This window comes from Streptomyces sp. NBC_00523 (assembly GCF_036346615.1).
Classification (GTDB): domain Bacteria; phylum Actinomycetota; class Actinomycetes; order Streptomycetales; family Streptomycetaceae; genus Streptomyces.
Genome location: NZ_CP107836.1, coordinates 987,780 through 1,010,182, shown reverse-complemented (window position 1 = coordinate 1,010,182; position 22,403 = coordinate 987,780). Strand labels below are relative to the sequence as shown.

The following is a 22,403-nucleotide window of genomic DNA, read 5'->3' as shown; positions in this document are numbered from 1 at the left end:
TCATGACTGTGCAGGACAGCGGCAAGGTCGCGCTGATCACCGGCGCGAGCCGGGGGATCGGCTACGGCATCGCGCAGGCCCTCGTGGAGCGCGGCGACCGGGTGTGCATCACCGGGCGCAACGAGGACGCCCTGAAGGAGGCCGTCGAGACGCTCGGCGCCGACCGGGTCATCGGCGTCGCCGGCAAGGCGCACGACGAGGCGCACCAGGCGGTGGCCGTCGCGCGCACCATGGAGGCGTTCGGCCGGGTCGACTTCCTGGTCAACAACGCCGGCACCAACCCGGTCTTCGGGCCGATCGCGGAGCTCGACCTGAACGTCGCCCGCAAGGTCTTCGAGACCAACGTGGTCTCGGCGCTCGGCTTCGCCCAGCAGACCTGGAAGGCGTGGCAGAAGGAGAACGGCGGGGCGATCGTCAACATCGCCTCGGTCGCCGGGGTCTCCGCCTCGCCCTTCATCGGCGCGTACGGCATGAGCAAGGCGGCCATGGTCAACCTGACCCTCCAGCTGGCGCACGAGTTCGCGCCGGTGGTCCGGGTCAACACGATCGCCCCGGCGGTCGTCAAGACCCGCTTCGCCCAGGCGCTGTACGAGGGCCGCGAGGAGGAGGCGGCCGCCGCCTACCCGCTCGGCCGGCTGGGCGTTCCGGAGGACATCGGCGGCGCGGCCGCCTTCCTCACCTCCGGCCAGTCCGCGTGGATCACGGGCCAGACCCTGGTGGTCGACGGGGGCATTTTCCTGAATGCCGGAGTCGGCTGATCCGGCCTGGGCCGATATGGCCCCGATTGCCTCAAGTGCCCCGCCAGGCCAGCGGATTGACCCGGTGGGGCGCTGCGGTATGGTCTGCCGACCCATGGCTGATCGAGGAGCGTGCACGTGTTCTACCGGGCCAGTCTGCAAGCCGCTGCAGCCCTTGCGTCCCTGTCCTTGCTGGCCGGCTGCGGGCTGTTGCCCGGCGGCGGCTCGGAGGTGGACCAGAAGCTCGCTGTCGGCACGACCAGTGAGCCTTCGACCCTGGACCCGGCGGCGGCGTGGGACGGCTCCTGGGAGCTGATGCGGAATGTGTTCCAGACCCTGGTGAGCTTCCCCACCGGCAGTACGAAGCCCGAGCCGGACGCGGCCGAGGAGTGCAGGTTCACCGATCGCACCAGCACCGCCTACCGGTGCACGCTCCGCCAGGGGCTGAAGTTCTCCAACGGCGACAAGCTGGACGCGGCGGCCGTGAAGTACTCCATCGACCGGATCTCGGAGATCGGCGTCAAGGGCGGACCCGTCGGCATGCTCGGCTCGCTGGACCGGGTCGAGACCAAGGGCGACGACGTCGTCATCTTCAACCTGAAGAAGCCCGACGCCACCTTCCCCTTCGTACTGGCCACCCCGGCCATGTCCCTGGTCGCGCCGAGCGCGTACGCGAAGCACAAGATCCGGAACGACGGCAAGGTCACCGGCTCCGGCCCCTACCTGCTGGACTCCTACAAGCAGGGCGACCGCTCCGAACTGGTGAAGAACCCCGACTACAAGGGGTTCGCCGACCGCAAGAACGACGCCGTGACCATCCGGTACTTCAAGGAGTCCGGCGCCATGGTGAAGGCGCTCCGGAACAACGAGATCGACGCCACCTACCGCGGCCTGTCCGCCGAGGACGTCGTCAGCATCGAGGACAGCAAGACCAACGGCGGGGGCAGTGACCTCCAGATCGTCGAGTCCACCGGTGCCGACATCCGCTTCCTGGTCTTCAACCCGGCCGACCCCGCCGCCGGGAAGCCGGCCGTCCGGCGGGCGATAGCCCAGCTGGTCGACCGGGACGCGCTGGTCGCCAAGGTCTACCGGGGCACGGCCGAACCGCTGTACTCGATGGTCCCGAAGGGCATCGCCGCGCACACCACCTCCTTCTTCGACACCTTCGGCAACCCCAGCAAGGACAAGGCCCGCCAGATTCTGGCCGACGCGCACATCACCACGCCCGTCCCCATGACCTTCTGGTACACCACCGACCGCTACGGCTCCTCGACGGAGCCCGAGTTCGACGAGCTCAAGCGTCAGCTGGAGTCGTCCGGGCTCTTCCGCATCACCCTGAAGCACCGGCCGTGGAAGACCTTCCAGGAGGGCTTCACCAAGGGCGAGTACCCGGTCTTCGGCCGCGGCTGGTTCCCGGACTTCCCGGACCCGGACAACTTCATCGCCCCCTTCGTGGGCAAGAACAGCGTCACGGGCACGCCCTACGCGCAGGACGAGATCACCAAGCAGCTGCTGCCCCAGTCCCGCAAGCAGAGCGACCGGGGCACGGTCGGCAAGGAGTTCGAGCGGGCCCAGGAGATCCTGGTGGACGACGTGCGGCTGCTGCCGCTGTGGCAGGGCAAGCTGTACGTGGCGGCGGGCGAGGACATCGGCGGCGGCGAGCGCGCCCTGGACCCGCAGACCGTCATGCAGATGTGGGAGCTGTACCGCAAGGCCAGCTGGTAGCACCGCGCGCGGGCGGGCCCCGGTGGCCCGCCCGGACCGCGTTGTCAGTGGCGCCCGGTAGGTTCTGGGAGCAAGAACGGATTGCTTACCGGAGGTTGTTCACGTGACCGACACCGACCTGCTGCCCGAGTCCTGGCGCGGCGTCCTCGGCGAAGAGCTGCAGAAGCCGTACTTCAAGGAGCTCACCGAGTTCGTGGAGGAGGAGCGCTCCGCGGGACCGGTCTACCCGCCCCGGGAGCAGGTGTTCGCGGCCCTGGAAGCGACCCCGTACGACAAGGTGAAGGTGCTCGTCCTCGGCCAGGACCCCTACCACGGCGAGGGCCAGGGCCACGGCCTGTGCTTCTCCGTGCGGCCCGGCGTGAAGACCCCGCCCTCGCTGCGCAACATCTACAAGGAGATGAAGGAGGAGCTGGGCCTGCCCGTCCCGGACAACGGCTATCTGATGCCGTGGGCCGAGCAGGGCGTCCTGCTGCTCAACGCCGTGCTCACCGTCCGCGCGGGCGAGGCCAACTCGCACAAGGGCAAGGGCTGGGAGAAGGTCACCGACGCCGTGATCCGCGCCGTCGCCGCCCGCCCCGACCCGGCGGTCTTCGTCCTCTGGGGCAACTACGCGCAGAAGAAGCTCCCCCTGATCGACACCGAGCGCCATGTGGTGGTGAAGGGCGCGCACCCCTCGCCGCTGTCGGCGAAGAAGTTCTTCGGCTCCCGGCCGTTCAGCCAGATAAACGAGGCCATCGCCCAGCAGGGCCACCAGCCCATCGACTGGCGCATCCCCGACCTGGGCTGATCCGGCCCCGAGCCTCCACGCGTCCGCCCGTCCCGGCGGCTAGCGTCGGAAGCCGGACCGCCGGTTTCGGGCGGACGGGCGCGAGGAGGCCGTGGTGACGGAGCAGCGGGAGGCGTCGGAGGACGTCTTCATGACCAGGATCGGCCAGGCGGTCATGCTGCTGCACGGAGGCGACCGGGAAGAGGCCCGCAACCGCTTCACCGTGCTCTGGACCGAGATCGGCGACGAGGGCGACGCCCTGCACCGGTGCACCCTGGCGCACTACATGGCCGATACGCAGGACGACCCCGCCGACGAACTGGCCTGGGACCTGCGCGCGCTGACCGCCGCCCGGGCCCTGGCCGACGAGGGCGCGGCCGGAGACCGGGACGCGCTGGCGATGCGCGCCTTCTACCCGTCACTGCATCTCAACCTCGCCGCGGACTACATGAAGCTCCAGCGCCCGGGTGCCGCCCGGGACCACCTGGAGCGGGCCCGGGCGGCCTCGGCGGTGCTGGCCGACGACGGCACGGACGACGGTTACGGGGGCGGCGTCCGGGCGGCGATCGGCCGGCTGGAACGGCGGCTGCGCGAGTGGTGATCTGCGCCTCCGGAGCGCCGCCGCCTCACCGCCCGTACGTGCGGTCGCAGATCCGGGACTGCGGGCTGCCCGCCGGCCAGTGGCCGTAGCCCCTGCCGAGATCGCAGACCCCGGCCCCGCTGCCGGGCGCGGGCAGGACGGGTGCGGGCGGGGGCGGGGCGATCCGGCGCGGCAGCGGCATGTCCGGGGCGGGCGCGGGCCGCTGCGGCAGCGCGAGGCGCGGTTCGCCGAGGGGAGCGGCCGGGCGCTCCGGCGACGGTTTGTGCGCGGCGGACGGCGAGGCCGTGCGGGACGGCTTCGCCTTCGGTACGGCCTCCAGCGTGTCGTGGACCGGCGGCCCGGCGGTCTGCGGGGCCAGGTCGTGGGCCGGCCGGCCGGCCCCGGGGCGCGGCGGCGCGGCCGGATGCGGCTGGACGGACACGCACCCGGTCAGGGTCGCGACCGCGAGGCAGACCAGGAGTTTCACGGCGGTTCTCGTTCGTTGCACGTGATCAACTCTGCGGGCCCGGTGGCCGGTCCATGCCTCCGTCGCCCCCGATCCGCCCGCACGAGTGACGCCGGTCAGCACGGCGCCGCCGCAACGGCGTGTCAGGGCCCCAGCATTCCGCGCAGCAGCTCGCCGAAGCCGGTGCGCAGCTCCGCCTCGCTCGGTACGGAGCGGTGGTAGGAGCCGGCCGCGCACGAGAACATCAGCCCCTCGCACCAGGCCACCAGGGACAGCGTGTGCCGCTCCGGTTCCGGCGACCCGGCCGCGGTCATCAGCGCCACCAGGGGCGCTCGGAACTGCATGCCCGTCGCGTCGAAGAACTCCCGCAGCTCGGGGCGGCGGGTGGCCTCCAGCGCCAGTTCGTACCGGCAGACCAGCAGCTCCGGGTGGTGCGTCAGATAGCGGTGCAGCGCCCGGGCCAGCCCCGCTACCAGCTCGCCGGTGTCCGTGCCCGCCCCGAGTCCGCCGGGCGCGAGGACCCGCGCCTCGCGCTCCGCAAGGCGTCGCACCGCCGTTTCGAGGAGGGCCTGCCGGGTCCGGGCGTGGTTCGACGTCGAGCCCTGGGGCAGTCCGGCCCGCTCGTCCACCGCCCGGTGCGTCAGCCCCCGCATGCCGCGCTCCGCGAGGAGGGCGAGCGCGGCGTCGGCGATCAGTTCGGCCCGGTCGGAGCCGGTGGGGCGTGCGGTCATGGGGTCAACCTACCGCCGGAACTACAGCTGTAGTACGTTGGGCGGTGGTACTACAGATGTAGTTTCCGCGCACCTCGAACCGGAGGGAAAGCCATGGACAAGCGCCGTGCGGTCGTCATCGGCAGCGGGATCGGCGGACTCACCGCCGCCCTCGCCCTGCACCGGTCCGGCTGGCAGGTCACCGTGCTGGAACGCGCCGGGTCCCTGGAGCCCGTCGGCGCCGGTATCGGCCTCGCCCCCAACGCCCAGCGCGCGCTCGACGTCGTCGGGCTCGGCGACGAGATCAGGTCCCTGGCCGCCTGGCAGGGCGAGGGCGGAATGCGCGCACCGTCCGGCCGCTGGCTCGCGCGCACCGACGCCTCCGCGGCGGCCGAGCGCTTCGGCGGCCCGCTCGTCCTCGTGCACCGCTCCCTCCTCATCGACCGCATCGCCGCCCGGCTCCCCGCCGCCGCCCTCCGCACCGGCTGCCCGGCCCGCCTGGCCGACCCCGGCACCGCGGGCGGCGCCCCCGCCGTCGTCGGTACGCCGACGGGGACGATCGAGGCCGAACTGGTCGTCGGCGCCGACGGCATCCACTCCGGCGTCCGGAGCGCCCTCTTCCCGGACGCCCCCGGCCCCTCCTACGCGGGCTTCACCACCTGGCGCGTCGTCGCCCCGGCCCCGGACCGCCCCTTCCCGCCGCACGAGACCTGGGGGCGCGGCGCGCTGTGGGGCACCCAGCCGCTCAAGGACGGCAGGATCTACGCCTACGCGGCGGCGACCGCCCCCGCCGGGGCCCGGGCGGCCGACGACGAGAAGGCCGAACTCCTGCGCCGCTTCGGCGACTGGCACGACCCGGTCCCCGGGATCATCGCCGCCACCGCACCGGAGGAGATCCTCCGCAACGACGTGTACCGCATGGCCGACCCGCTCCCCGCCTTCCACCGGGGCCGTACCGCGCTGCTCGGGGACGCCGCCCACGCCATGGCCCCCACCCTCGGCCAGGGCGGCAACCAGGCCATCGAGGACGGCATCGTCCTCGCCCACCACGTGACCCCCGGCCGGGACCTGGGCGCCGGCCTCGCCGCATACACCGCCGACCGGCTGCCGCGTACCGCCGCCGTCGTCCGCAAGGCCGACCGGGTCTCCCGGCTCATGAGCCTCACCGGCGCGCCGGCCGTCGCCGCCCGCGACTTCCTCATGGCCACCGTCTCGCGGCTCGGCCCCGGGCTCGTCCTGCGCACCTTCGACGGGATCGCCGACTGGCGGCCCCCGGGCGCCACGTATGCTGCCGGGACGACGGAGGAGGCGCCCGGCACACGGCGCTGACCAGCGAGAGGAACACCCTGTGAAGGTCGGCTGCATCGGGCTCGGGGACATCGCGCGGAAGGCGTACCTGCCGGTGCTCGGCAGCCTGCCGGGCATCGAACTCCACCTCCAGACCCGCAACCCGGCCACCCTGGCCGAGGTCGCCGCCGCCCACCGCGTCCCGGCGGACCGGTGCCACCAGGACCTGGACACGCTGCTCGCCCAGGGGCTCGATGCCGCGTTCGTGCACGCCGCGACGGCCGCCCACCCCGAGATCGTGGGCCGGCTGCTCGAAGCGGGCGTCCCCACGTACGTCGACAAGCCGCTCGCGTACACGCTGGAGGAGTCCACCCGCCTGGTGGAGCTCGCCGAGGCGCGCTCCACCGGCCTCGCCGTCGGCTTCAACCGCCGGCTGGCCCCGGGTTACGCCCAGTGCGCGGAGCACCCGCGCGAGCTGATCCTCCTGCAGAAGAACCGGGTCGGGCTCCCCGAGGTGCCCCGGACCATGGTCTACGACGACTTCATCCACGTCGTGGACACCCTGCGCTTCCTGGCGCCCGGCCCCGTCGAGCGCACCGTGGTGAGCGGCCGGCTCGTGGACGGGCTGCTGCACCACGTGGTGCTCCAGCTGTCCGGCGACGGCTTCACCGCGATCGGCGCGATGAACCGGCTCAGCGGCTCGACCGAGGAGCGGCTCGAAGTGTCGGGCCAGGACTCCAAACGCGAGGTGCTCAACCTCGCGGAGGTCATCGACCACAAGGGCCAGCCGAGCGTGCGCCGCCGCGGCGACTGGGTCCCGGTGGCCCGTCAGCGCGGCATCGAGCAGGCCGTCCTGGCGTTCCTGGACGCCGTCCGCGACGGCCGCCGGCTGAGCGCCCGGGACGCCCTGGAAACCCACGAACTGTGCGAACGCGTCCTCAGGGAGCTCGACGCGGCCTAAACGGCCTGCGCCGCCGCCCGCGTACGCCTCCGCGCCCGCACCCCCCGCACGCCCTCCGCCGCGCAGAAGACCGCCAGCACTGCCAGCGCCCCGTACACCGGCCAGTCGCCCAGGCGCACGTACAGCGTCGTGCCCTTGGCCAGCGGCACCCCGTAGACGGCGGTGCCGCTGGTGTCCGTGCCGAGGCGCGGCCCGACCGCCTCGCCGTGCGGGCCGTACACCGCGCTCACGCCCGTGAGGGTGGCGTGCACCATCGGGCGGCCGCTCTCCGCCGCGCGCAGCGCGCCCAGCGAGGCGTGCTGGCCCGGCGCCCAGCCGTGCTGGAAGGAGGAGGTGGAGGACTGGGCGACCAGGAGCCCCGCCCCGTCCCGGACCAGACGCCGGCTCATGTCCGGGAACGCGGACTCGAAGCAGACCAGCGGGCCGAGACGCAGCCCGTCCGCGCCGGACACCCGCATCGTGACCGGGCCCGTGCCGCGCAGCCGGTCCTCGCCCGCCGCCCGGCCCATCGAGGTCGCCCAGCCGAGCGCCGAGCGGGCCGGGATGTACTCACCGAACGGCACCAGCCGCATCTTGTCGTACCGGTCACCGGTGAGCCCGTCCGGCCCGACCAGCACGGCGCTCTTGAAGATCCCGGTGCGCCCCGCCGCGTCGGTCTGCCGGGCGTCCACGTTCACCAGGACGTCCGCGCCCACCGCCCGCGACAGCGCCGCCAGCCGGGCCGCGATCTCCGGCCGCCGGACCGGATCGACACCGACGCTGCTCTCGCCCCACACCACCAGGTCGACGCCCTTGCCGGCGAGCGACCGCGTCAGTTCCTCGCTGAGGGCGAACCTGCGCTGAATGCTCCCCGGACCCTCCACGATCCCCGGCTGCACGACGGCCACCCGGGCCGTGCCCGTCCGCTCGGGCTGCGGCGCCCACATCCAGGCCGCACCGGCCACCAGCGCGCCCACCAGGAGCGACACGGCGGCGACGGCCCGGGCGGCGGAGTGCACCAGCAGCACGGTCACCGCCGTGTTCACCGCCACCACCAGCAGGCTCACCAGCCACACCCCGCCCACCGAGGCCAGCCGGAGCGCCGGTTCCACCTGCCACTGGCTCGCCCCGAGCAGCCCCCACGGCCCGCCCAGCGCCTCCCACGACCGCACCAGCTCGATCATCAGCCAGCCGCACGGCACCACGACCACCGCCGCGGCCGCCGCCCAGCCGCTCACCGGACCCCGCAGCAGCCGGTGCGCCAGCAGCCCCCACGGCGCCCACAGCAGACCGAGCAGCGCCGCGAGGATCACGATGAACACATGCAGGCTGGGCATCAGCCAGTGGTGCACGGCGATCATGTAACCCGTGCCGCCCAGCCACGCGTCGCGCGCGGCCCCGCGCCCCGTCCCGGCGGACCGGACCAGCAACAGCAGCGGGACCAGGCAGACATAGGCGAACCACCACAGCGAGGGCGCGGGGAAGGCCAGGGCCGGCAGCGCACCGGCCACCAGCGCCGCGGCCACGCGCCACGGAGTCCGGTCCAGCACGCGCGCGCCCCGCTCGCGCCACCCGGTCCACGCATCCATGCCGCACCTCCTCACCCCGCCCGCCGGCAGGGCCGTCCGCCGTCCGGTCCCGGTCTTCTGCCCAGTGTGCGGCAGCGGACGCGGCCCGGCTCTCAACAGGGGACGACGGCCACCGGGCCCATCGCGTGCGTGAGGGTCGTGTGCGCGACCGGCGAAAGCCCGAGGCCCAGCGACTCACCGCCCCGCCGCCGCCCGATGACGGTCAGCGAGGCCGTCGCGGACGCGGTGACCAGCGTGCGTGTCGCGGAACCGTTGACCGGCTCCTTCATGACCTCGACCTGCGGAAACCGGGCACGCCAGCCCGCGGTGAGCTCGGCCAGCGACCGCTCGGCCGCGTCCGCCGCCGCGTCCCGGTCGAAGACCGGCCCGCCCGACAGCATGGATGAGAACATCGTCCAGCCGTGCACGATCCGCAACCGGGCGCCCCGGTGCGCCGCCGCCGTCTCGAAGGCGAAGTCCAGCACCCCTTCGCTGCTCTCGTCGGCGGCCACCCCGGCGACGATGTCCGCGAAGACCTCGCCCGCCCCCGCACCGGCCGGCTCCTCGTCGTCCCGGCCGCCGTGCACGATCACCACGGGACACTTCGCCATGGACGCCGTCGCCAGGCTGTTGGACCCCAGCATCAGGGACCGGAACCCGCCGAGCCCGCGCGAGCCGAGCACCAGCAGGGAGGCGTCCCGGCTCAGCGAGACCAGCGCCGCCGACGGGAAGTCGAGCGGTGCCAGCGTGGTGGGCCGCAGCCCCGGAGCGACCTGTGCCACCCGGCGCACGGCCGACGCCAGCAGTTCGCCCGCCTCCCGCTCCTGCACTTCCTGGTCGGTGCGCCGGGCCAGCTGCCGGACATGCACGATGAGCAGCGGCCGGTCCCGTACGACCGCCTCACGGGCTGCCCAGTCCAGTGCGTCGAAGCTGTGCGAGGAGCCGTCGACCGCCGCGATCACGGGAAGCTCGGTGCCGCTCATGGGTTCCTCTCCGCCGTCCGGTCCTGCTTCGTACGCTACGGCGGCGCGGGCGCCGGTGCCGAGGCGGAGGCGGCCGTCCGGGCCCCGGCACGGCATACCGTCGCACGTCGTAGTGCGGGTGGGCCGGGCCGCCTATGCTCGCGGGATGGAGCAGAGCGAAGTGGTGAAGCGTGTGGTCGGCATCCTCACCGAGGCGGGGGAGATGCGCCGGTTGCTGGAGGAGAACCCGGACCGCGAAGACGCCGACACCGACTCGACCGTGGTGACCGCCCTACTCAACGAGACCATGCCCCGGATCGCCATCCCGGAGGACGCCACCGTCGAGGACGTGGTGGTGGTCGTCGGACGCGAGGTCGGGGGAGCGGTGGAACAGCTCGTCGGGGCGTTCACCCTGGCGTTCGCCATGCTGGCCCAGATCCACGACTCCGGGCAGACGGACGTCACCTCGGCGGACGTGCTCCAGGACCTCGCCCTGCGCGCCGAGCAGTTCGGCGCCGAGGGACCCGACGACACGGAGCTCTGACAAGAACGCCGCCGCCCCCGGCCGAAGCCGGGGGCGGCGGCGTTCTGCGGAGGTCAGCCCGCCGACTCACCCGCGTGCGGGCTCAGCGCATCGGCGCCGACGAGGATGAAGAGCAGCACGCCCAGGACGATCCGGTAGATCACGAACGGCATGAAGCTCTTCGTCGTGATGAACTTCATGAACCACGCGATGACCGCGTACCCCACCCCGAACGCGATGACCGTGGCGAAGAGCGTCGGGCCCCAGGAGACGTGCCCCTCGCCCGCGTCCTTCAGCTCGAAGACGCCCGAGGCGAGCACCGCCGGGACCGCCAGCAGGAACGAGTAACGCGCCGCCGCCTCCCGGGTGTAGCCCATCAGCAGACCGCCGCTGATCGTGGCGCCGGACCGCGAGACGCCGGGGACGAGGGCCATCGCCTGGCAGCAGCCGTAGATGAGGCCGTCCTTGACGCCCAGTTCGCGCAGGGTCTTGCGCTGCTTGCCGGCCCGGTGCCTGCCGCCCTTCTCGTCGCGGGCGGCCATCCGGTCCGCGATGCCCAGCACGATGCCCATCACGATCAGGGTGGTGGCGATCAGCCGCAGATCGCGGAACGGGCCCTCGATCTGGTCCTGGAACGCCAGGCCGAGCACGCCGATCGGGATGGAGCCGACGATGACCAGCCAGCCCATCTTGGCGTCGTGGTCACCGCGCATCGAACGGTTCGTCAGCGACCTGAACCACGCCGAGACGATCCGCGCGATGTCCTTGCGGAAGTAGATGAGGACCGCGGCCTCCGTGCCGATCTGGGTGATCGCGGTGAAGGCCGCGCCCGGGTCCTGCCAGTCGGCGAACGCCGCGGTGAGCCGCAGATGCGCGCTGGAGGAGATCGGCAGGAACTCGGTCAGTCCCTGGACGAGGCCGAGGACGAACGATTCGAACCAGCTCATGGGGCTTGGGCCATCCCGGGGTACTCGTGCACCGGCCACCGGCGTCGGGCGCAGGCGTCGGGCGGTTTGCGGTCACGCGAGGACAGGGCCCGGCCGGGGCCCTGTCTCGTCTGTCGGTCGCGGGCAGCGTATCGCCCCCGGGTGAACAGCCGGTCACACCCCCCGCGCGGCCGGGCAGGTCGCGGTCCTCAGGCGCCCAGGCGGTGGCGCCGACGCCAGGCGACCACGGCCGCCCCGGCCCCCGTCAGCACGATGAAGCCCATCGCCGCCAGGAACGCGGGCGAGGTCGGCGACGACGCCTCGCTGCCCGCCACCACATAGGCGGCGGTGTTCGGGACCGAGCCCAGGCCCGTCGCCACGAGGAACGGCGGATAGCCCATGCGCGAGACGGCCGCGCAGTAGTTGGCGGCGGCGAACGGCACCCCGGGGAAGAGCCGCAGCGCCAGCATCGAGCGGAAGCCGTGCCGGCTCAGCTGCCCGTCCGCCGCCCGCAGCCAGCGCCCCCGCACCAGGGTGCGCAGCGCGTCCTGGCCCAGCACCCGGCCCAGCATGAAGGAGACCCCCGCGCCCAGCACCGTGCCGCCGATCGCCGCCGCGAGCCCCGCCTGCGCCCCGAACAGAGCGCCCGCCGCGAGGTTCAGCAGCGGACGCGGCACGAACGCCACCGTGCAGACGCCGTACACGAGCCCGAAGAGCACCACCGCGGTGGAACCGCCGCTCAGCTCCCCGAGCCGGCCCGAGGTCAGCAGCCGCTGCGGATCCAGGAGCAGCATGGCCGTCGCGGCGGCCACCAGCACGGCGACGAGCAGCGAGAGCCGGGACCACGGCGACAGCAGCACCCGCGTGCAGCGCACGGCGAGGCCGGGGGCCGGGGCGGGCCGGGCGGCGGCGACGGTGTCGAGCATTCGGGGAGACTAACCGACAAAGGTGTGTGATCGCCGTAATGCGTCCCCGCCGGACCACGGCCGCCCGCGCCCAATCCCCGTACGGCCCGCCGTAATTCGCTCGACGGGCGGGCGGCCCCTCGGAGATGATCGGCGCATGTCCCGGTACGCCTTCCCCGCAGCGCCGTCCGCAGTCGCGGACGCGCCGAAGGCTGCCGTGTGCACCCTCGCGGCAGGTGGCGCCGCAGCGGTCACCGCTGCCGCAGCGCCCCTCGGCGGCGCCCGAAGCTGACCCTCCCCCGGCCGTCCGGCGGACCCCGCGAGGGGAGGGTCGGCCGGCCCCGGGGTCCTCACGTCACGCTTCGCATCCCAAGGAATGAACCCATGCCCAAGACGGCATACGTGCGCACCAAGCCGCACCTCAACATCGGCACCATGGGCCACGTCGACCACGGCAAGACGACCCTGACCGCCGCCATCACCAAGGTGCTCAGCGACCGCGGCACCGGCACCTTCGTCCCCTTCGACCGCATCGACCGCGCGCCCGAGGAGGCGCAGCGCGGCATCACCATCAACATCGCGCACGTCGAGTACGAGACCGGCACCCGGCACTACGCGCACATCGACATGCCCGGTCACGCCGACTACATCAAGAACATGGTCACCGGGGCCGCCCAGCTCGACGGGGCGATCCTCGTCGTCTCCGCGGTCGACGGGATCATGCCGCAGACCGCCGAGCACGTCCTGCTCGCCCGCCAGGTGGGCGTCGACCACATCGTGGTCGCGCTGAACAAGGCGGACGCGGGTGACCCCGAACTGACCGACCTGGTGGAGCTGGAGGTCCGCGAGCTGCTGTCCGCGCACGGCTACGGCGGCGACACGGTGCCCGTCGTACGGGTGTCGGGGCTGCGCGCGCTGGAGGGCGACCCACGCTGGACGGGGGCCGTGGAGGCGCTGCTCGACGCCGTCGACACCTATGTGCCGATGCCGGTGCGCTACACCGACGCGCCGTTCCTGCTGCCGGTGGAGAACGTCCTGACCATCACCGGCCGGGGCACGGTCGTCACCGGCGCCGTGGAGCGCGGCACGGTCCGCGTCGGCGACCGGGTGTCGGTGCTCGGCCCGGACATCGAGACGGTCGTCACCGGCCTGGAGACCTTCGGCAAGCCGATGGAGTCCGCCGAGGCCGGCGACAACGTCGCGCTGCTCCTGCGCGGCGTCGAGCGCGACCGGGTGCGCCGCGGCCATGTCGTCGCGGCGCCGGGCAGCGTCACCCCGAGCCGGCGCTTCACCGCGCGGGTGTACGTCCTGTCGGGGCGCGAGGGCGGCCGCACCACCCCGGTCACCACCGGATACCGGCCGCAGTTCTACATCCGCACGGCCGACGTGGTCGGCGACGTGGACCTCGGCGAGGCGGCGGTCGCGCGACCCGGCGACACGGTCACCCTGACCGTCGAGCTGGGCCGGGACGTCCCGCTGGAGCCGGGCCTCGGCTTCGCGATCCGCGAGGGCGGCCGCACGGTCGGCGCGGGCACCGTCACGGAGCTGCTCTGAGCCGTACGGGCCCTGGGGCCCGCCTTCCCCGATCCCGGGGGAGGCGGGCCCCCTTCGCGTCAGCCCGCACAATGGGGGAGTGAACGAGTCGATACCCGTCATCCGGGACGTGGACCACGGCACCGCACGCCTCCTCCCGGACGTGGACCGGGAACGGGCCTGGCTGCTCACGGTCGACGGCGCCCCGCAGTCCTACGTGGACCTCGACGCGCCCGAGCACCTGGAGTTCGAGTACGCCCGTCGGCTCGGCCATGTCGTGGACTGCGCGGCGGACCCGGGCGAGCCGCTGGACGTCCTGCACCTGGGCGGCGGCGGCCTCACCCTGCCCCGCTACGTCGCGGCCACCCGCCCCGGCTCCCGGCAGGAGGTGGCGGACGCGGACCGCGGTCTCGTCGGACTCGTCGCGGAGCACCTGCCGCTGCCCGCGGACTGCGGGATCGCCGTGCACGCGGCGGACGCCCGCGCCAGGCTGGAGGCGACCGCTCCCGGCTCGGTGGACCTGCTGATCGCGGACGTCTTCGGCGGGTCCCGGGTCCCCGCCCACCTCACCTCGGTCCCGTACGCCCGGGCGGCGGCGCGGGCGCTGCGGGCGGACGGGATCTACGCCGCGAACCTGGCCGACGGGCCGCCGTTCGGCTTCCTGCGCTCGCAGCTGGCCACGTTCGCCGCGGTCTTCGAGGAGCTGGCGCTGATCGCGGAGCCGGGCGTGCTGCGCGGCCGCCGCTTCGGCAACGTGGTCCTGGTCGCCTCCCGTGTCCCGTTCGACGTACCGGCCCTGGCCCGCCGGTGCGCGGCGGACGCGTTCGCGGCGCGGGTGGAGCACGGCGCGTCGCTGGCCGCGTTCGTCAACGGGGCGCGGCCGGTCGGGGACGAGGACGCGGTGGCGTCACCCGAGCCGCCCGACGGCGCCTTCAGCCTCGGCTGAGGTGGGTGGCATGAGCGGGGCGGTGGCCACCTCGACCGTCTCGGACCTGCGGGTCAGGTTGCGTACATCCGGAACGAACAGCACCGCACCCGTGACGAGCACGACCAGGCCCGCGCACCCCCAGAGCGCCTGGGAGCGCCCGACCAGCGACTCGACCGGTCCGGCGAGAGCCGTGGCGACCGGCACCATGGCCACCGAGCCGAACCAGTCGTAGGCCGAGACGCGCGACAGCTTCTCCTCCGGGATCTCCTGGTGCATGGCCGTCATCCAGGAGACGCCGAACACCTCGATCGCCGTACCGGTGACGAACATCACCAGGCAGAGCCAGTACGCCGACAGCGGCACCGCGAGCCCGGCCGACGGCAGGGCCAGCGGGAAGACGCAGAGCGTTCCGGCCAGCAGTAGCCGGCGCGGTTTCCACCGCATCATCAGCAGTGCCCCGGCCAGGTTGCCGACGCCGAACGCGGCGAGTGCGAAGCCCCAGGGCCGGGCGCCGCCGAGTGAGTCGCGGGCGACCAGCGGGCCGTAGACCGCCTCGGCCGCCCCGACGGCGGCGACCACCACGGAGAACTGGGCGACGATGGCCCACAGCCACGGGCGGCCCGTGAACTCCTGCCAGCCGTCCCGCAGGTCCGCGAGCAGCCCGCCCCCGGGCTCGCGGGCCGGGATGTGGCTGACGTCGAGGAAGGCGCGCAGGGCCCCGGCGACCGCGAAGGCGGCCGCGTCGACGGCGAGCACCCAGCCGGGGTCCATGGCCGCGATCATGGCGCCGCCGAGGGCCGCGCCGCCGATCGCGGCGCCCTGCGTGGACATCCGGAAGAGCGCGAAGGCGCGGCTCGCCTGCTCGCCGCTGACGCTCGACATCAGCATGCCCTCGGCCGCCGGGCCGAAGAACGCCTGCCCGGTGCCGCAGAGCGCGGTGAGCAGCATCATCTGCCACAGCTGCGGGTCGCCGGCCAGGACCAGCAGGGCGAAGAGCGCCTGCGAGACGCAGTTGAGGGTGTTGGCCGCGACCATCACCCGGTGGCGCGGTATCCGGTCGGCTATCGCCCCGCCGATGAGCAGGAACAGCACCAGCGGCACGGTCTTGGCGGCGGCGACGAGACCGACGTCACCGGCGTCGCCGCCCGACTGGAGAACCGCGAACGCCGCCGCGATCAGCGCGCCGTGGGTGCCCAGGGCGGTGATGATCGAGGCGGCGGTCAGCAGCCGGTAGTTGCGGCCCGCCGGAACGGGTCGGGTGGTGCGGGGGGCGGGGGCGGCTGCGTCGGTCACTCAGGGACTATCGCGGCCGCCGCCCGGTTGTGCAAATGGGTTCCCGGACCGGGGTCAGGAATCGCCGTCGGTGTCAACGACCGGCACCAGACGGACGGTGCTGAGGATCTTCTCGATCGTCGCGTTCGGCAGCTCGTCGTCCACGCCCGCGGCCGCGTACAGCACCCACGAGGCGAACTCGTTCTTCTTGTTCTTGAACGTGAAGGCGTACGTCTTGCCGTCGCTGCTGCACTTGGAGCGCTTGGTGACGTTGGGCGCGGTCGCCGTGACCAGGCTCCCGGTCAGCCCCGACTTGGTGGTGTACTGCTTGGCCTTGCTGATCTTGATGGTCTTCTTCGGCATGTGCTGCGCGAACGCGGCCCAGGCCCAGGTGCCCGCCTCGTTACGGGCGTTCACGTCGGCGTCCGTGGCGCCCTGCGCCCCCCGGGTGCCGGTGCCGGCCAGGCTGTACTTGTCCTTGGTGCCGTCCTTGTCGGCGTCGTCGGTGCACCACTCCTGCTTGAGGTCCGCGGGCGCGCTGAAGCCGATGAGCGGCATGCCGTCGTTCTTCTTCTCGTCCTCGAAGAAGGACTGCACGCTGGGAGGGGACACCTCCCAGTCGCCGGGCACGTCGAACTGGGTGCCCCACTTGGGGTTCGTCACGACCTTCCAGCCCGCGATCTGCGGCTTGGCGTCCTCGCCGCCGCGCGGGTTGGCCTCCGGCGAGGAGGGGGAGCCGGACGGCTTGGCGGGCGCGGACGACTTCTTGTCGTCGGCGACGTTCTTGCCGTCCTTGTCGTCGTCCTTGTTCAGCACGATGACACCGGTGACCGCGGCGGCCACCACGACCGCGGTCGCGGCGACGATGGCGATGACCGTCGTCTTCTTCTTGTCGTTGCCCGGCTGCGGGTCGCCGGGAGGGCCGGGCACCGCGTACTGCGGAACGGTCGGCTGCTGGTACGGGTTGGGCTGTCCGTACCCGCCCTGCCCGCCCTGCTGCGGGTAGCCGTAACCGGGCTGCTGGCCCGGCTGCTGGTTCGGCTGCTGACCCTGCTGCCGATATCCCGGCTGCTGATAGGGATTCGGCTGCTGGTACCCCGGCTGCTGGTACGGGTTCTGGTTCTGGTCCTGCGGGTTCTGCTCGCCCCCGGGCGGCTGCTGTCCTGGCCACATGGCGAGTAACGATAGAGGGGCCCCGCCCCGCGTGCTACGTCCGCCCCCGTGTGCGAACGGTGAAGGAGCGGCGGCGGCCCGCCCCGTGCGTGTCCGCAGGGGCATGGCCAAAGCTGTCTACCCATGAGTAACATCCCGTCCATGAGCGCTGAACAGATGACCGCGGGCGAGATGCTCGCCGCAACGGTTCCCATGGTCCGGACCCTCAACCTCGAATTCCTGGAGTCCACCGCCGAGCGCGCGGTGATCCGCATGCCGGACCAGCCCGACTACCACAATCACGTGGGCGGACCGCATGCCGGAGCGATGTTCACGCTGGCCGAGTCGGCGAGCGGCGCCATCGTCATCGCCGCCTTCGGCGACCAGCTCTCCCGGGCCGTGCCGCTCGCGGTCAGCGCCGAGATCGGCTACAAGAAGCTGGCCATGGGCGAGGTCACCGCGACCGCCGTCCTCGGCCGTCCCGCCGCCGAGGTCGTCGCCGAACTCGACGCGGGCGAGCGCCCCGAGTTCCCGGTGACCGTGGAGATCCGGCGCGGCGACGGCGCCGTGACCGGTGAGATGACCGTGATCTGGACGCTGCGCCCGAACTCCTGAGCCGCGGAACCGCATCCGTACGAGAAGGGCCGCCCCGTACCGGCGGCCCTTCTCGCTGTCCGCCTCCGTGAAGCTGAGGGTAGGCTTCCCGCGGTGCGCCGATGAGTGTCCGGCGGGCGACAGGACATCACTACGGAGGAACCGGCGTTGCACATCCAGGAATGGCTGGAGACCGTCCCCGCGATCAGCGTCTACATCCTGGTGGGCGCCGTCATCGGGCTGGAGAGCCTGGGCATCCCGCTGCCCGGCGAGATCGTCCTGATCAGCGCCGCGCTGCTGGCCGCGAGCCACGACGGCATCAACCCCTGGATCCTCGGCGCCTGCGCCACCGCCGGAGCCGTGATCGGGGACTCGATCGGCTACGCCATCGGCCGCAAGGGCGGACGGCCCCTGCTGGCCTGGCTCGGCGGGAAGTTCCCCAAGCACTTCGGCGAGAGCCAGATCGGCATGGCCGAGCGCTCCTTCCAGAAGTGGGGCATGTGGGCCGTGTTCTTCGGCCGCTTCGTCGCCCTGCTGCGCATCTTCGCCGGTCCGCTGGCCGGTGTGCTGCACATGCCGTACTGGAAGTTCCTCATCGCCAATGTGCTCGGCGGGATCGCCTGGGCGGGCGGCACCACGGCCGTCATCTACTCGGTGGGCGTCGTCGCCGAGGCGTGGCTCAAGCGGTTCTCCTACCTGGGCCTGGCCATCGCGGTCCTGATCGGCCTCGCCTCCATGCTGGTCCTCAAGAACCGCGCGAAGAAGGCCGCCGCCGCGCACTCCGCCGCGGCCGCCGAGCCGGAACCGGACAACGTGCCGGTCGCGGACTGAGCCGGTCTCAGCCCTCGCAGGCTTCGCGGTGGGCCTTGGCCAGCTCCACGTAACCCACCGCGTTGAAGCGGACGCCCGCCAGCTCCTCCTCGGTCAGCTCCCGCTTCACCTTCGCCGGGACGCCCGCGACCAACGACCCCGGCGGCACGCGCATCCCCTGCGGTACGAGGGCCTGCGCGGCGACCAGCGAGCCCGCGCCGATGTGGGCGCCGTTGAGCACGGTGGCCCCCATGCCGATGAGGACGTCGTCCTCGATGGTGCAGCCGTGCAGGACCGCGTTGTGGCCGACCGAGACCCGCTCGCCGACCGTCACCGTGAAGCCGGGGTCGACGTGGACGCTGCAGTTGTCCTGGATGTTGGAGTCCGCGCCGATCACGATCGGCCCGCAGTCCGCGCGCAGCACCGCCTGGTACCAGAGGCTGGAGCCCGCCGCCATGGTGATGTCGCCGATCGCCACCGACGTCGGGGCGGTGAACGCCTCCGCGTCGATGACCGGCTCCTTGCCGCCGATGCCCATGATCATCGCCTGCTCCGCCATCGCCCGTTCCTCCGTGCTCCGGTGCCGTCGGTCGCCGCCGGGGAAACCGTATGCGACGCGACGGCACGGCCCCCTGTTGGGGTGAAGATCACAGGCCGGTCCCGCCGCCCGCCCGGTGGACGCGGCTTACGGTGAGCGCGTGCCGAAGAACCGGAATTCGCTCGCCCCCCTGACCGCCTGGCGGCGGCGCGCCCTGTCCGGCGCCGTCCACCGCTGCTGGCGCTGGGCGCGCGAGGCGGGCGCGGTCACCGCCGAGCACCCCGGAGGGCTGCGGTTCGCCCGGATCGGCGCGGGCACCCGGCTGGCCTTCCCGCAGGGCACGGTCTTCGGGGAGCCGTGGATCCGGCTGGGCGACCACTGCATCATCGGCGAACAGGTCACGCTCACCGCGGGCCTCATGCCCGGCCTGGACCTCGGGCCCGACCCCATTCTCACCCTGGGCGACGGTGTCGTGCTGGGCCGGGGCAGCCATGTCGTCGCCGACACGACGGTGACCATCGGCTCGGACACGTACTGCGGTCCGTACGTCTACATCACCTCGACCAACCACAGCTACGACGACCCGCACCAGCCGATCGGCAAGCAGTGGCCCCGGATGGAGCCGGTCTCCATCGGCCCGGGCTGCTGGATCGGCACCGGCGCGGTGATCCTGCCCGGCGCCCGCCTCGGCCGCAACGTCGTCGTGGCCGCCGGAGCGGTGGTCCGCGGCGAGGTGCCCGACCGGGCGGTGGTGGCCGGAGCGCCCGCCCGTGTCGTACGCGGCTGGGACCCGGAGAAGGGCTGGCAGCCGCCCCTGCGGACACCGGCCCCGGTTCCGATCCCCGAGGGCGTCACCCCGGAACAACTCCTCGCCGTGGCCCAGCTCGAAGAGGGCTGAGGACAGGCCCTACCCCGTCGCGAGCAGCACCGTGCCGACCAGGGCCAGCCCCGCGCCCGCCGCCTGCACGCCCCGCAGCCGCTCCTTCAGGAACCCGCGCGCGGCCAGGGCGGTCACCACGGGGTACAGCGAGGCCAGCACCGCGGCGACGGTGACCGGGCCGTGCTGGGCGGCCATGGAGTACGTGCCGTTGGCCGCGACGTCCGCGAGGCCGACGAACGCCAGCGCCGGAAGCGCCGCCCGGACCGCCGCGGCGCCCCCGTCCTCCGGCAGTGCCCGGCCGCCGCGCCGCACGGAGACGTACAGCGCCCCGCCGCCCACCGCCACGTTGGTGACGCGCTGCACGAACAGGGCGAGGAACAGCCCGGTCACCGTGGTCGACGCCTGGGAGATCAGTGACATCACGGCCCCGAAGCCGAAGGCCGCCACCAGGGTCAGCAGGACCGCCCGCCGCTGCACCGGCGCCCCGCGCAGCTGCGGACCGCCCGCCAGCACGACACCCACGACGGCCACCGCGACCCCGGCGCCCTGGAGGAGGTCCGGGCGCTCCCCGGCGATCAGCCCGATGCCCACCGGCACGGCGACGCCGAGCGAGCCGAGCGGGGAGACCACGCCCATCGGGCCGAGCGCGAGCGCCTGGTAGAAGCAGAGCATCGCCACCGGTCCGACGACGCCCGCCGCGACCGCGTACCAGAGCCGGGGCCCCGCCTCGCTCCAGCCGCCCGTGGCGATCACGATCACGCCCAGCACCGTCGCCGTGATGATCTGCGAGACCACGACCACGGTCAGCGCGGGTGTGCGCCGGGTCAGCAGGCCGCCCCCGAAGTCGGCCAGCCCCCACAGGAGGCTGGTGGCCAGGGCGAACAACGCGGTCATGGGGGCCTCGCAGTACAGTGCGGCGAACGAACGGGTACACCGCACCGTAGTGCAGGATGCTGGACCGTGTCATACAGAATATTGGACGGAATGTGACGGACCTCGATCAGCTGACCCAGTCCCTCGCGCGCAATCTCAAGCGCTGGCGCGGTGAACGCGGCTTCACCTTGGACCAGTTGGCCGCGCGCGCCGGGGTCAGCCGCGGCATGATCATCCAGATCGAGCAGGCCCGCACCAATCCGAGCGTCGGCACCACGGTCAAGCTGGCCGACGCGCTCGGCGTCAGCATCACCACCCTGCTCGACTACGAACAGGGCTCCCCGGTCCGCCTGGTCCCCGCCGACCAGACCGTCCGCCTCTGGTCCACCGAGGCGGGCAGCTCGACCACGCTCCTGGTCGGCACGGACGCCCGGGGCCCGCTCGAACTCTGTGCGTGGCGGCTGATGCCCGGCGAGGGCAGCCGCTCCGACCCGCACCCCGAGGGCACGGTCGAACTCCTCCACGTCACCGCCGGAACGCTCACGCTCGTCGTCGCCGACACCCCCTACGAGATGGGCGCCGGAACCTCCGCCACCTTCGAGGCGCACCATCCGCACGCCTACCGCAACGAGGGCACCGAACCGGTCGAACTCACCATGGCCGTAAGCGTTCCGCCCGTCAGGTGAGACGGCGCAGACCCCCGTCCGCGGCGCTGTTAGCGTGACGCGTATGCGCGCACCCATCGGCTCCTTCGAGGACGCCAGCCCCGCCGTCGACCGTCAGGACCTGCTCACCGCCCCGGTGGCCGAGGCAGTGCGCACCGGCTGGGGCGGCATCGCCCCCGACCAGGTCCTGCACGTCGACACCGACCCGGAGATCGCCGACACGGCGGCCTTCGTCGCCCACCACGGCCCCGGCCTGCTCGACCACTCGGCGAACTGCGTCGTCCTCTCCGGCAAGCGCGGCACCGACGTCACCCTCGCCGCCTGCCTGGTCCTGTCGCACTCGCGCGTCGATGTGAACGGCGTCGCCCGCAAGCACCTCGGCCTCCGCAAGGCGCGCTTCGCCTCGATGGACACCGCGGTCGGCGAGACCGGCATGGAGTACGGCGGCATCACGCCCATCGGGCTCCCCGCCGCCTGGCCGCTGCTGATCGACTCCGCCGTGGTGGACGAGGAGTGGGTCCTCATCGGCAGCGGTTCGCGCCGGGGCAAGCTGATCGTGACCGGCAAGGCGCTGGGCGCCCTGCCGGGCGCGGTGATCCTCGACGGACTGGGGATGCGGGCCCCCGAAGCGCCCTAACCGAGGCGCGGGATCTCGATGGCGGGGCAGCGATCCATGACCATGTCGAGCCCGGCCGCACGGGTGCGTTCGTACGCCTGCTCGTCCACCACGCCGAGCTGGAACCAGACGGCCCGGGCGCCCTTGGCGACCGCCTCGTCGGCCACCGCGCCCGCCAGCTCGCTGTTGACGAAGACGTCGACCACGTCCACCGGGAACGGGATGTCCGCCAGCGAGGCGTACCCGTCCTCGCCGTGCACCCGCTCGGCCTTCGGGTGCACCGGCACCACGCGCTTGCCGAAGCGCTGAAGCACCTCGGCGACCCCGTAGGCCGCGCGCGAGCGGTTGTTGGACAGGCCCACCACCGCCCAGGTGTCGCCGGTGTCTTCCAGGATCCTGCGGATCGTCTCCGTGTCTGCGTACATGATCCGCACAACCGGCGGCCCG

The 22,403-nt window shown here is 73.0% G+C and carries 25 protein-coding genes; 14 read left to right on the top strand and 11 right to left on the bottom strand.

The genetic code is table 11. The features are described from left to right. The first annotated feature begins 2 nt into the window (after nucleotides 1-2). From OHS17_RS04585 to OHS17_RS04570, 4 genes are all read left to right on the top strand, one after another. On the top strand, nucleotides 3-758 hold the full coding sequence (locus tag OHS17_RS04585; protein WP_161211349.1) for an SDR family oxidoreductase: 756 nt from the start codon (nucleotides 3-5) through the stop codon (nucleotides 756-758). Nucleotides 759-875: 117 nt separating this feature from the next. Then, nucleotides 876-2,462: an ABC transporter substrate-binding protein gene (locus OHS17_RS04580; protein ID WP_330315156.1), complete on the top strand. Its 1,587-nt coding sequence runs from the start codon at nucleotides 876-878 to the stop codon at nucleotides 2,460-2,462. A 103-nt stretch (nucleotides 2,463-2,565) separates the two neighbouring features. After that, nucleotides 2,566-3,249 carry a uracil-DNA glycosylase gene (locus OHS17_RS04575; RefSeq protein ID WP_330311167.1) on the top strand — a complete coding sequence of 228 codons (684 nt, stop codon included), beginning with the start codon at nucleotides 2,566-2,568 and terminating at the stop codon, nucleotides 3,247-3,249. Between the two features lie 94 nt (nucleotides 3,250-3,343). Beyond that, nucleotides 3,344-3,829 (top strand): hypothetical protein, encoded by a 486-nt coding sequence (locus OHS17_RS04570; protein WP_330311166.1) that lies wholly within the window; start codon nucleotides 3,344-3,346, stop codon nucleotides 3,827-3,829. A 25-nt stretch (nucleotides 3,830-3,854) separates the two neighbouring features. Here the strand turns inward: OHS17_RS04570 and OHS17_RS04565 are convergent, their stop codons facing one another. Next, nucleotides 3,855-4,295, bottom strand: a complete 441-nt coding sequence (locus tag OHS17_RS04565; RefSeq protein WP_330315155.1) for a hypothetical protein — start codon at nucleotides 4,293-4,295, stop codon at nucleotides 3,855-3,857. Between the two features lie 122 nt (nucleotides 4,296-4,417). Next, a complete protein-coding gene (locus OHS17_RS04560) occupies nucleotides 4,418-5,005 on the bottom strand; it encodes a TetR/AcrR family transcriptional regulator (RefSeq protein ID WP_330311165.1) in 588 nt (195 codons plus the stop codon). A 93-nt stretch (nucleotides 5,006-5,098) separates the two neighbouring features. Here OHS17_RS04560 and OHS17_RS04555 point away from each other — a divergent pair, with 93 nt between their 5' ends. Both OHS17_RS04555 and OHS17_RS04550 read left to right on the top strand, forming a co-directional pair. Then, nucleotides 5,099-6,313 (top strand): FAD-dependent monooxygenase, encoded by a 1,215-nt coding sequence (locus tag OHS17_RS04555; protein ID WP_330311164.1) that lies wholly within the window; start codon nucleotides 5,099-5,101, stop codon nucleotides 6,311-6,313. A 19-nt stretch (nucleotides 6,314-6,332) separates the two neighbouring features. Beyond that, nucleotides 6,333-7,232 (top strand): Gfo/Idh/MocA family protein, encoded by a 900-nt coding sequence (locus OHS17_RS04550; RefSeq protein WP_330311163.1) that lies wholly within the window; start codon nucleotides 6,333-6,335, stop codon nucleotides 7,230-7,232. Here the strand turns inward: OHS17_RS04550 and lnt are convergent. Together lnt and OHS17_RS04540 are read right to left on the bottom strand one after the other, a co-directional pair. After that, nucleotides 7,229-8,800 carry an apolipoprotein N-acyltransferase gene (lnt, locus tag OHS17_RS04545; RefSeq protein WP_330311162.1) on the bottom strand — a complete coding sequence of 524 codons (1,572 nt, stop codon included), beginning with the start codon at nucleotides 8,798-8,800 and terminating at the stop codon, nucleotides 7,229-7,231. The genes OHS17_RS04550 and lnt overlap by 4 nt on opposite strands. Nucleotides 8,801-8,892: 92 nt before the next feature. Further along, complete coding sequence (locus OHS17_RS04540; protein ID WP_330311161.1) at nucleotides 8,893-9,762, bottom strand: universal stress protein; 870 nt, start codon at nucleotides 9,760-9,762, stop codon at nucleotides 8,893-8,895. 145 nt (nucleotides 9,763-9,907) lie between these two features. Between OHS17_RS04540 and OHS17_RS04535 the strand changes: the two genes are divergently transcribed. Next, a complete protein-coding gene (locus OHS17_RS04535) occupies nucleotides 9,908-10,285 on the top strand; it encodes a hypothetical protein (protein ID WP_330311160.1) in 378 nt (125 codons plus the stop codon). Nucleotides 10,286-10,338: 53 nt separating this feature from the next. Here the strand turns inward: OHS17_RS04535 and OHS17_RS04530 are convergent, their stop codons facing one another. Continuing rightward, entirely contained in the window at nucleotides 10,339-11,211 is an 873-nt protein-coding gene (locus tag OHS17_RS04530) for an undecaprenyl-diphosphate phosphatase (protein WP_330311159.1), read from the bottom strand. Between the two features lie 188 nt (nucleotides 11,212-11,399). Then, nucleotides 11,400-12,116 (bottom strand): TVP38/TMEM64 family protein, encoded by a 717-nt coding sequence (locus OHS17_RS04525; protein ID WP_330311158.1) that lies wholly within the window; start codon nucleotides 12,114-12,116, stop codon nucleotides 11,400-11,402. 363 nt (nucleotides 12,117-12,479) lie between these two features. Here OHS17_RS04525 and tuf point away from each other — a divergent pair, with 363 nt between their 5' ends. Together tuf and OHS17_RS04515 are read left to right on the top strand one after the other, a co-directional pair. Beyond that, on the top strand, nucleotides 12,480-13,649 hold the full coding sequence (gene tuf, locus OHS17_RS04520; RefSeq protein WP_018105175.1) for an elongation factor Tu: 1,170 nt from the start codon (nucleotides 12,480-12,482) through the stop codon (nucleotides 13,647-13,649). Nucleotides 13,650-13,728: 79 nt separating this feature from the next. Then, nucleotides 13,729-14,574 (top strand): spermidine synthase, encoded by an 846-nt coding sequence (locus OHS17_RS04515; protein WP_330311157.1) that lies wholly within the window; start codon nucleotides 13,729-13,731, stop codon nucleotides 14,572-14,574. Here the strand turns inward: OHS17_RS04515 and OHS17_RS04510 are convergent. Further along, nucleotides 14,536-15,849 carry an MFS transporter gene (locus OHS17_RS04510; RefSeq protein ID WP_330311156.1) on the bottom strand — a complete coding sequence of 438 codons (1,314 nt, stop codon included), beginning with the start codon at nucleotides 15,847-15,849 and terminating at the stop codon, nucleotides 14,536-14,538. The two genes, OHS17_RS04515 and OHS17_RS04510, sit on opposite strands and share 39 nt — an antisense overlap. A gap of 54 nt (nucleotides 15,850-15,903) precedes the next feature. Further along, complete coding sequence (locus OHS17_RS04505) at nucleotides 15,904-17,001, bottom strand: hypothetical protein (protein ID WP_330311155.1); 1,098 nt, start codon at nucleotides 16,999-17,001, stop codon at nucleotides 15,904-15,906. A 156-nt stretch (nucleotides 17,002-17,157) separates the two neighbouring features. Here OHS17_RS04505 and OHS17_RS04500 point away from each other — a divergent pair, with 156 nt between their 5' ends. Beyond that, the gene (locus OHS17_RS04500; RefSeq protein ID WP_018105179.1) at nucleotides 17,158-17,595 is read left to right on the top strand and encodes a DUF4442 domain-containing protein; all 438 of its coding nucleotides are present in this window, start codon (nucleotides 17,158-17,160) and stop codon (nucleotides 17,593-17,595) included. 147 nt (nucleotides 17,596-17,742) lie between these two features. Beyond that, the gene (locus tag OHS17_RS04495; protein WP_330311154.1) at nucleotides 17,743-18,405 is read left to right on the top strand and encodes a DedA family protein; all 663 of its coding nucleotides are present in this window, start codon (nucleotides 17,743-17,745) and stop codon (nucleotides 18,403-18,405) included. Between the two features lie 7 nt (nucleotides 18,406-18,412). Here the strand turns inward: OHS17_RS04495 and OHS17_RS04490 are convergent, their stop codons facing one another. Next, entirely contained in the window at nucleotides 18,413-18,943 is a 531-nt protein-coding gene (locus OHS17_RS04490; protein WP_018105181.1) for a gamma carbonic anhydrase family protein, read from the bottom strand. Nucleotides 18,944-19,082: 139 nt separating this feature from the next. Here OHS17_RS04490 and OHS17_RS04485 point away from each other — a divergent pair, with 139 nt between their 5' ends. Beyond that, entirely contained in the window at nucleotides 19,083-19,820 is a 738-nt protein-coding gene (locus OHS17_RS04485; protein WP_330311153.1) for an acyltransferase, read from the top strand. Between the two features lie 9 nt (nucleotides 19,821-19,829). Here OHS17_RS04485 and OHS17_RS04480 read toward each other — a convergent pair whose 3' ends face one another. Then, complete coding sequence (locus OHS17_RS04480; protein ID WP_161211817.1) at nucleotides 19,830-20,696, bottom strand: EamA family transporter; 867 nt, start codon at nucleotides 20,694-20,696, stop codon at nucleotides 19,830-19,832. A 92-nt stretch (nucleotides 20,697-20,788) separates the two neighbouring features. Here OHS17_RS04480 and OHS17_RS04475 point away from each other — a divergent pair, with 92 nt between their 5' ends. Together OHS17_RS04475 and OHS17_RS04470 are read left to right on the top strand one after the other, a co-directional pair. After that, nucleotides 20,789-21,361, top strand: a complete 573-nt coding sequence (locus tag OHS17_RS04475; protein WP_330311152.1) for a helix-turn-helix domain-containing protein — start codon at nucleotides 20,789-20,791, stop codon at nucleotides 21,359-21,361. A 43-nt stretch (nucleotides 21,362-21,404) separates the two neighbouring features. Next, nucleotides 21,405-21,977 (top strand): YbaK/EbsC family protein, encoded by a 573-nt coding sequence (locus OHS17_RS04470; protein WP_330311151.1) that lies wholly within the window; start codon nucleotides 21,405-21,407, stop codon nucleotides 21,975-21,977. Here OHS17_RS04470 and OHS17_RS04465 read toward each other — a convergent pair. Next, entirely contained in the window at nucleotides 21,974-22,381 is a 408-nt protein-coding gene (locus OHS17_RS04465; protein WP_330311150.1) for a CoA-binding protein, read from the bottom strand. The genes OHS17_RS04470 and OHS17_RS04465 overlap by 4 nt on opposite strands. Between the last annotated feature and the right edge of the window lie 22 nt (nucleotides 22,382-22,403).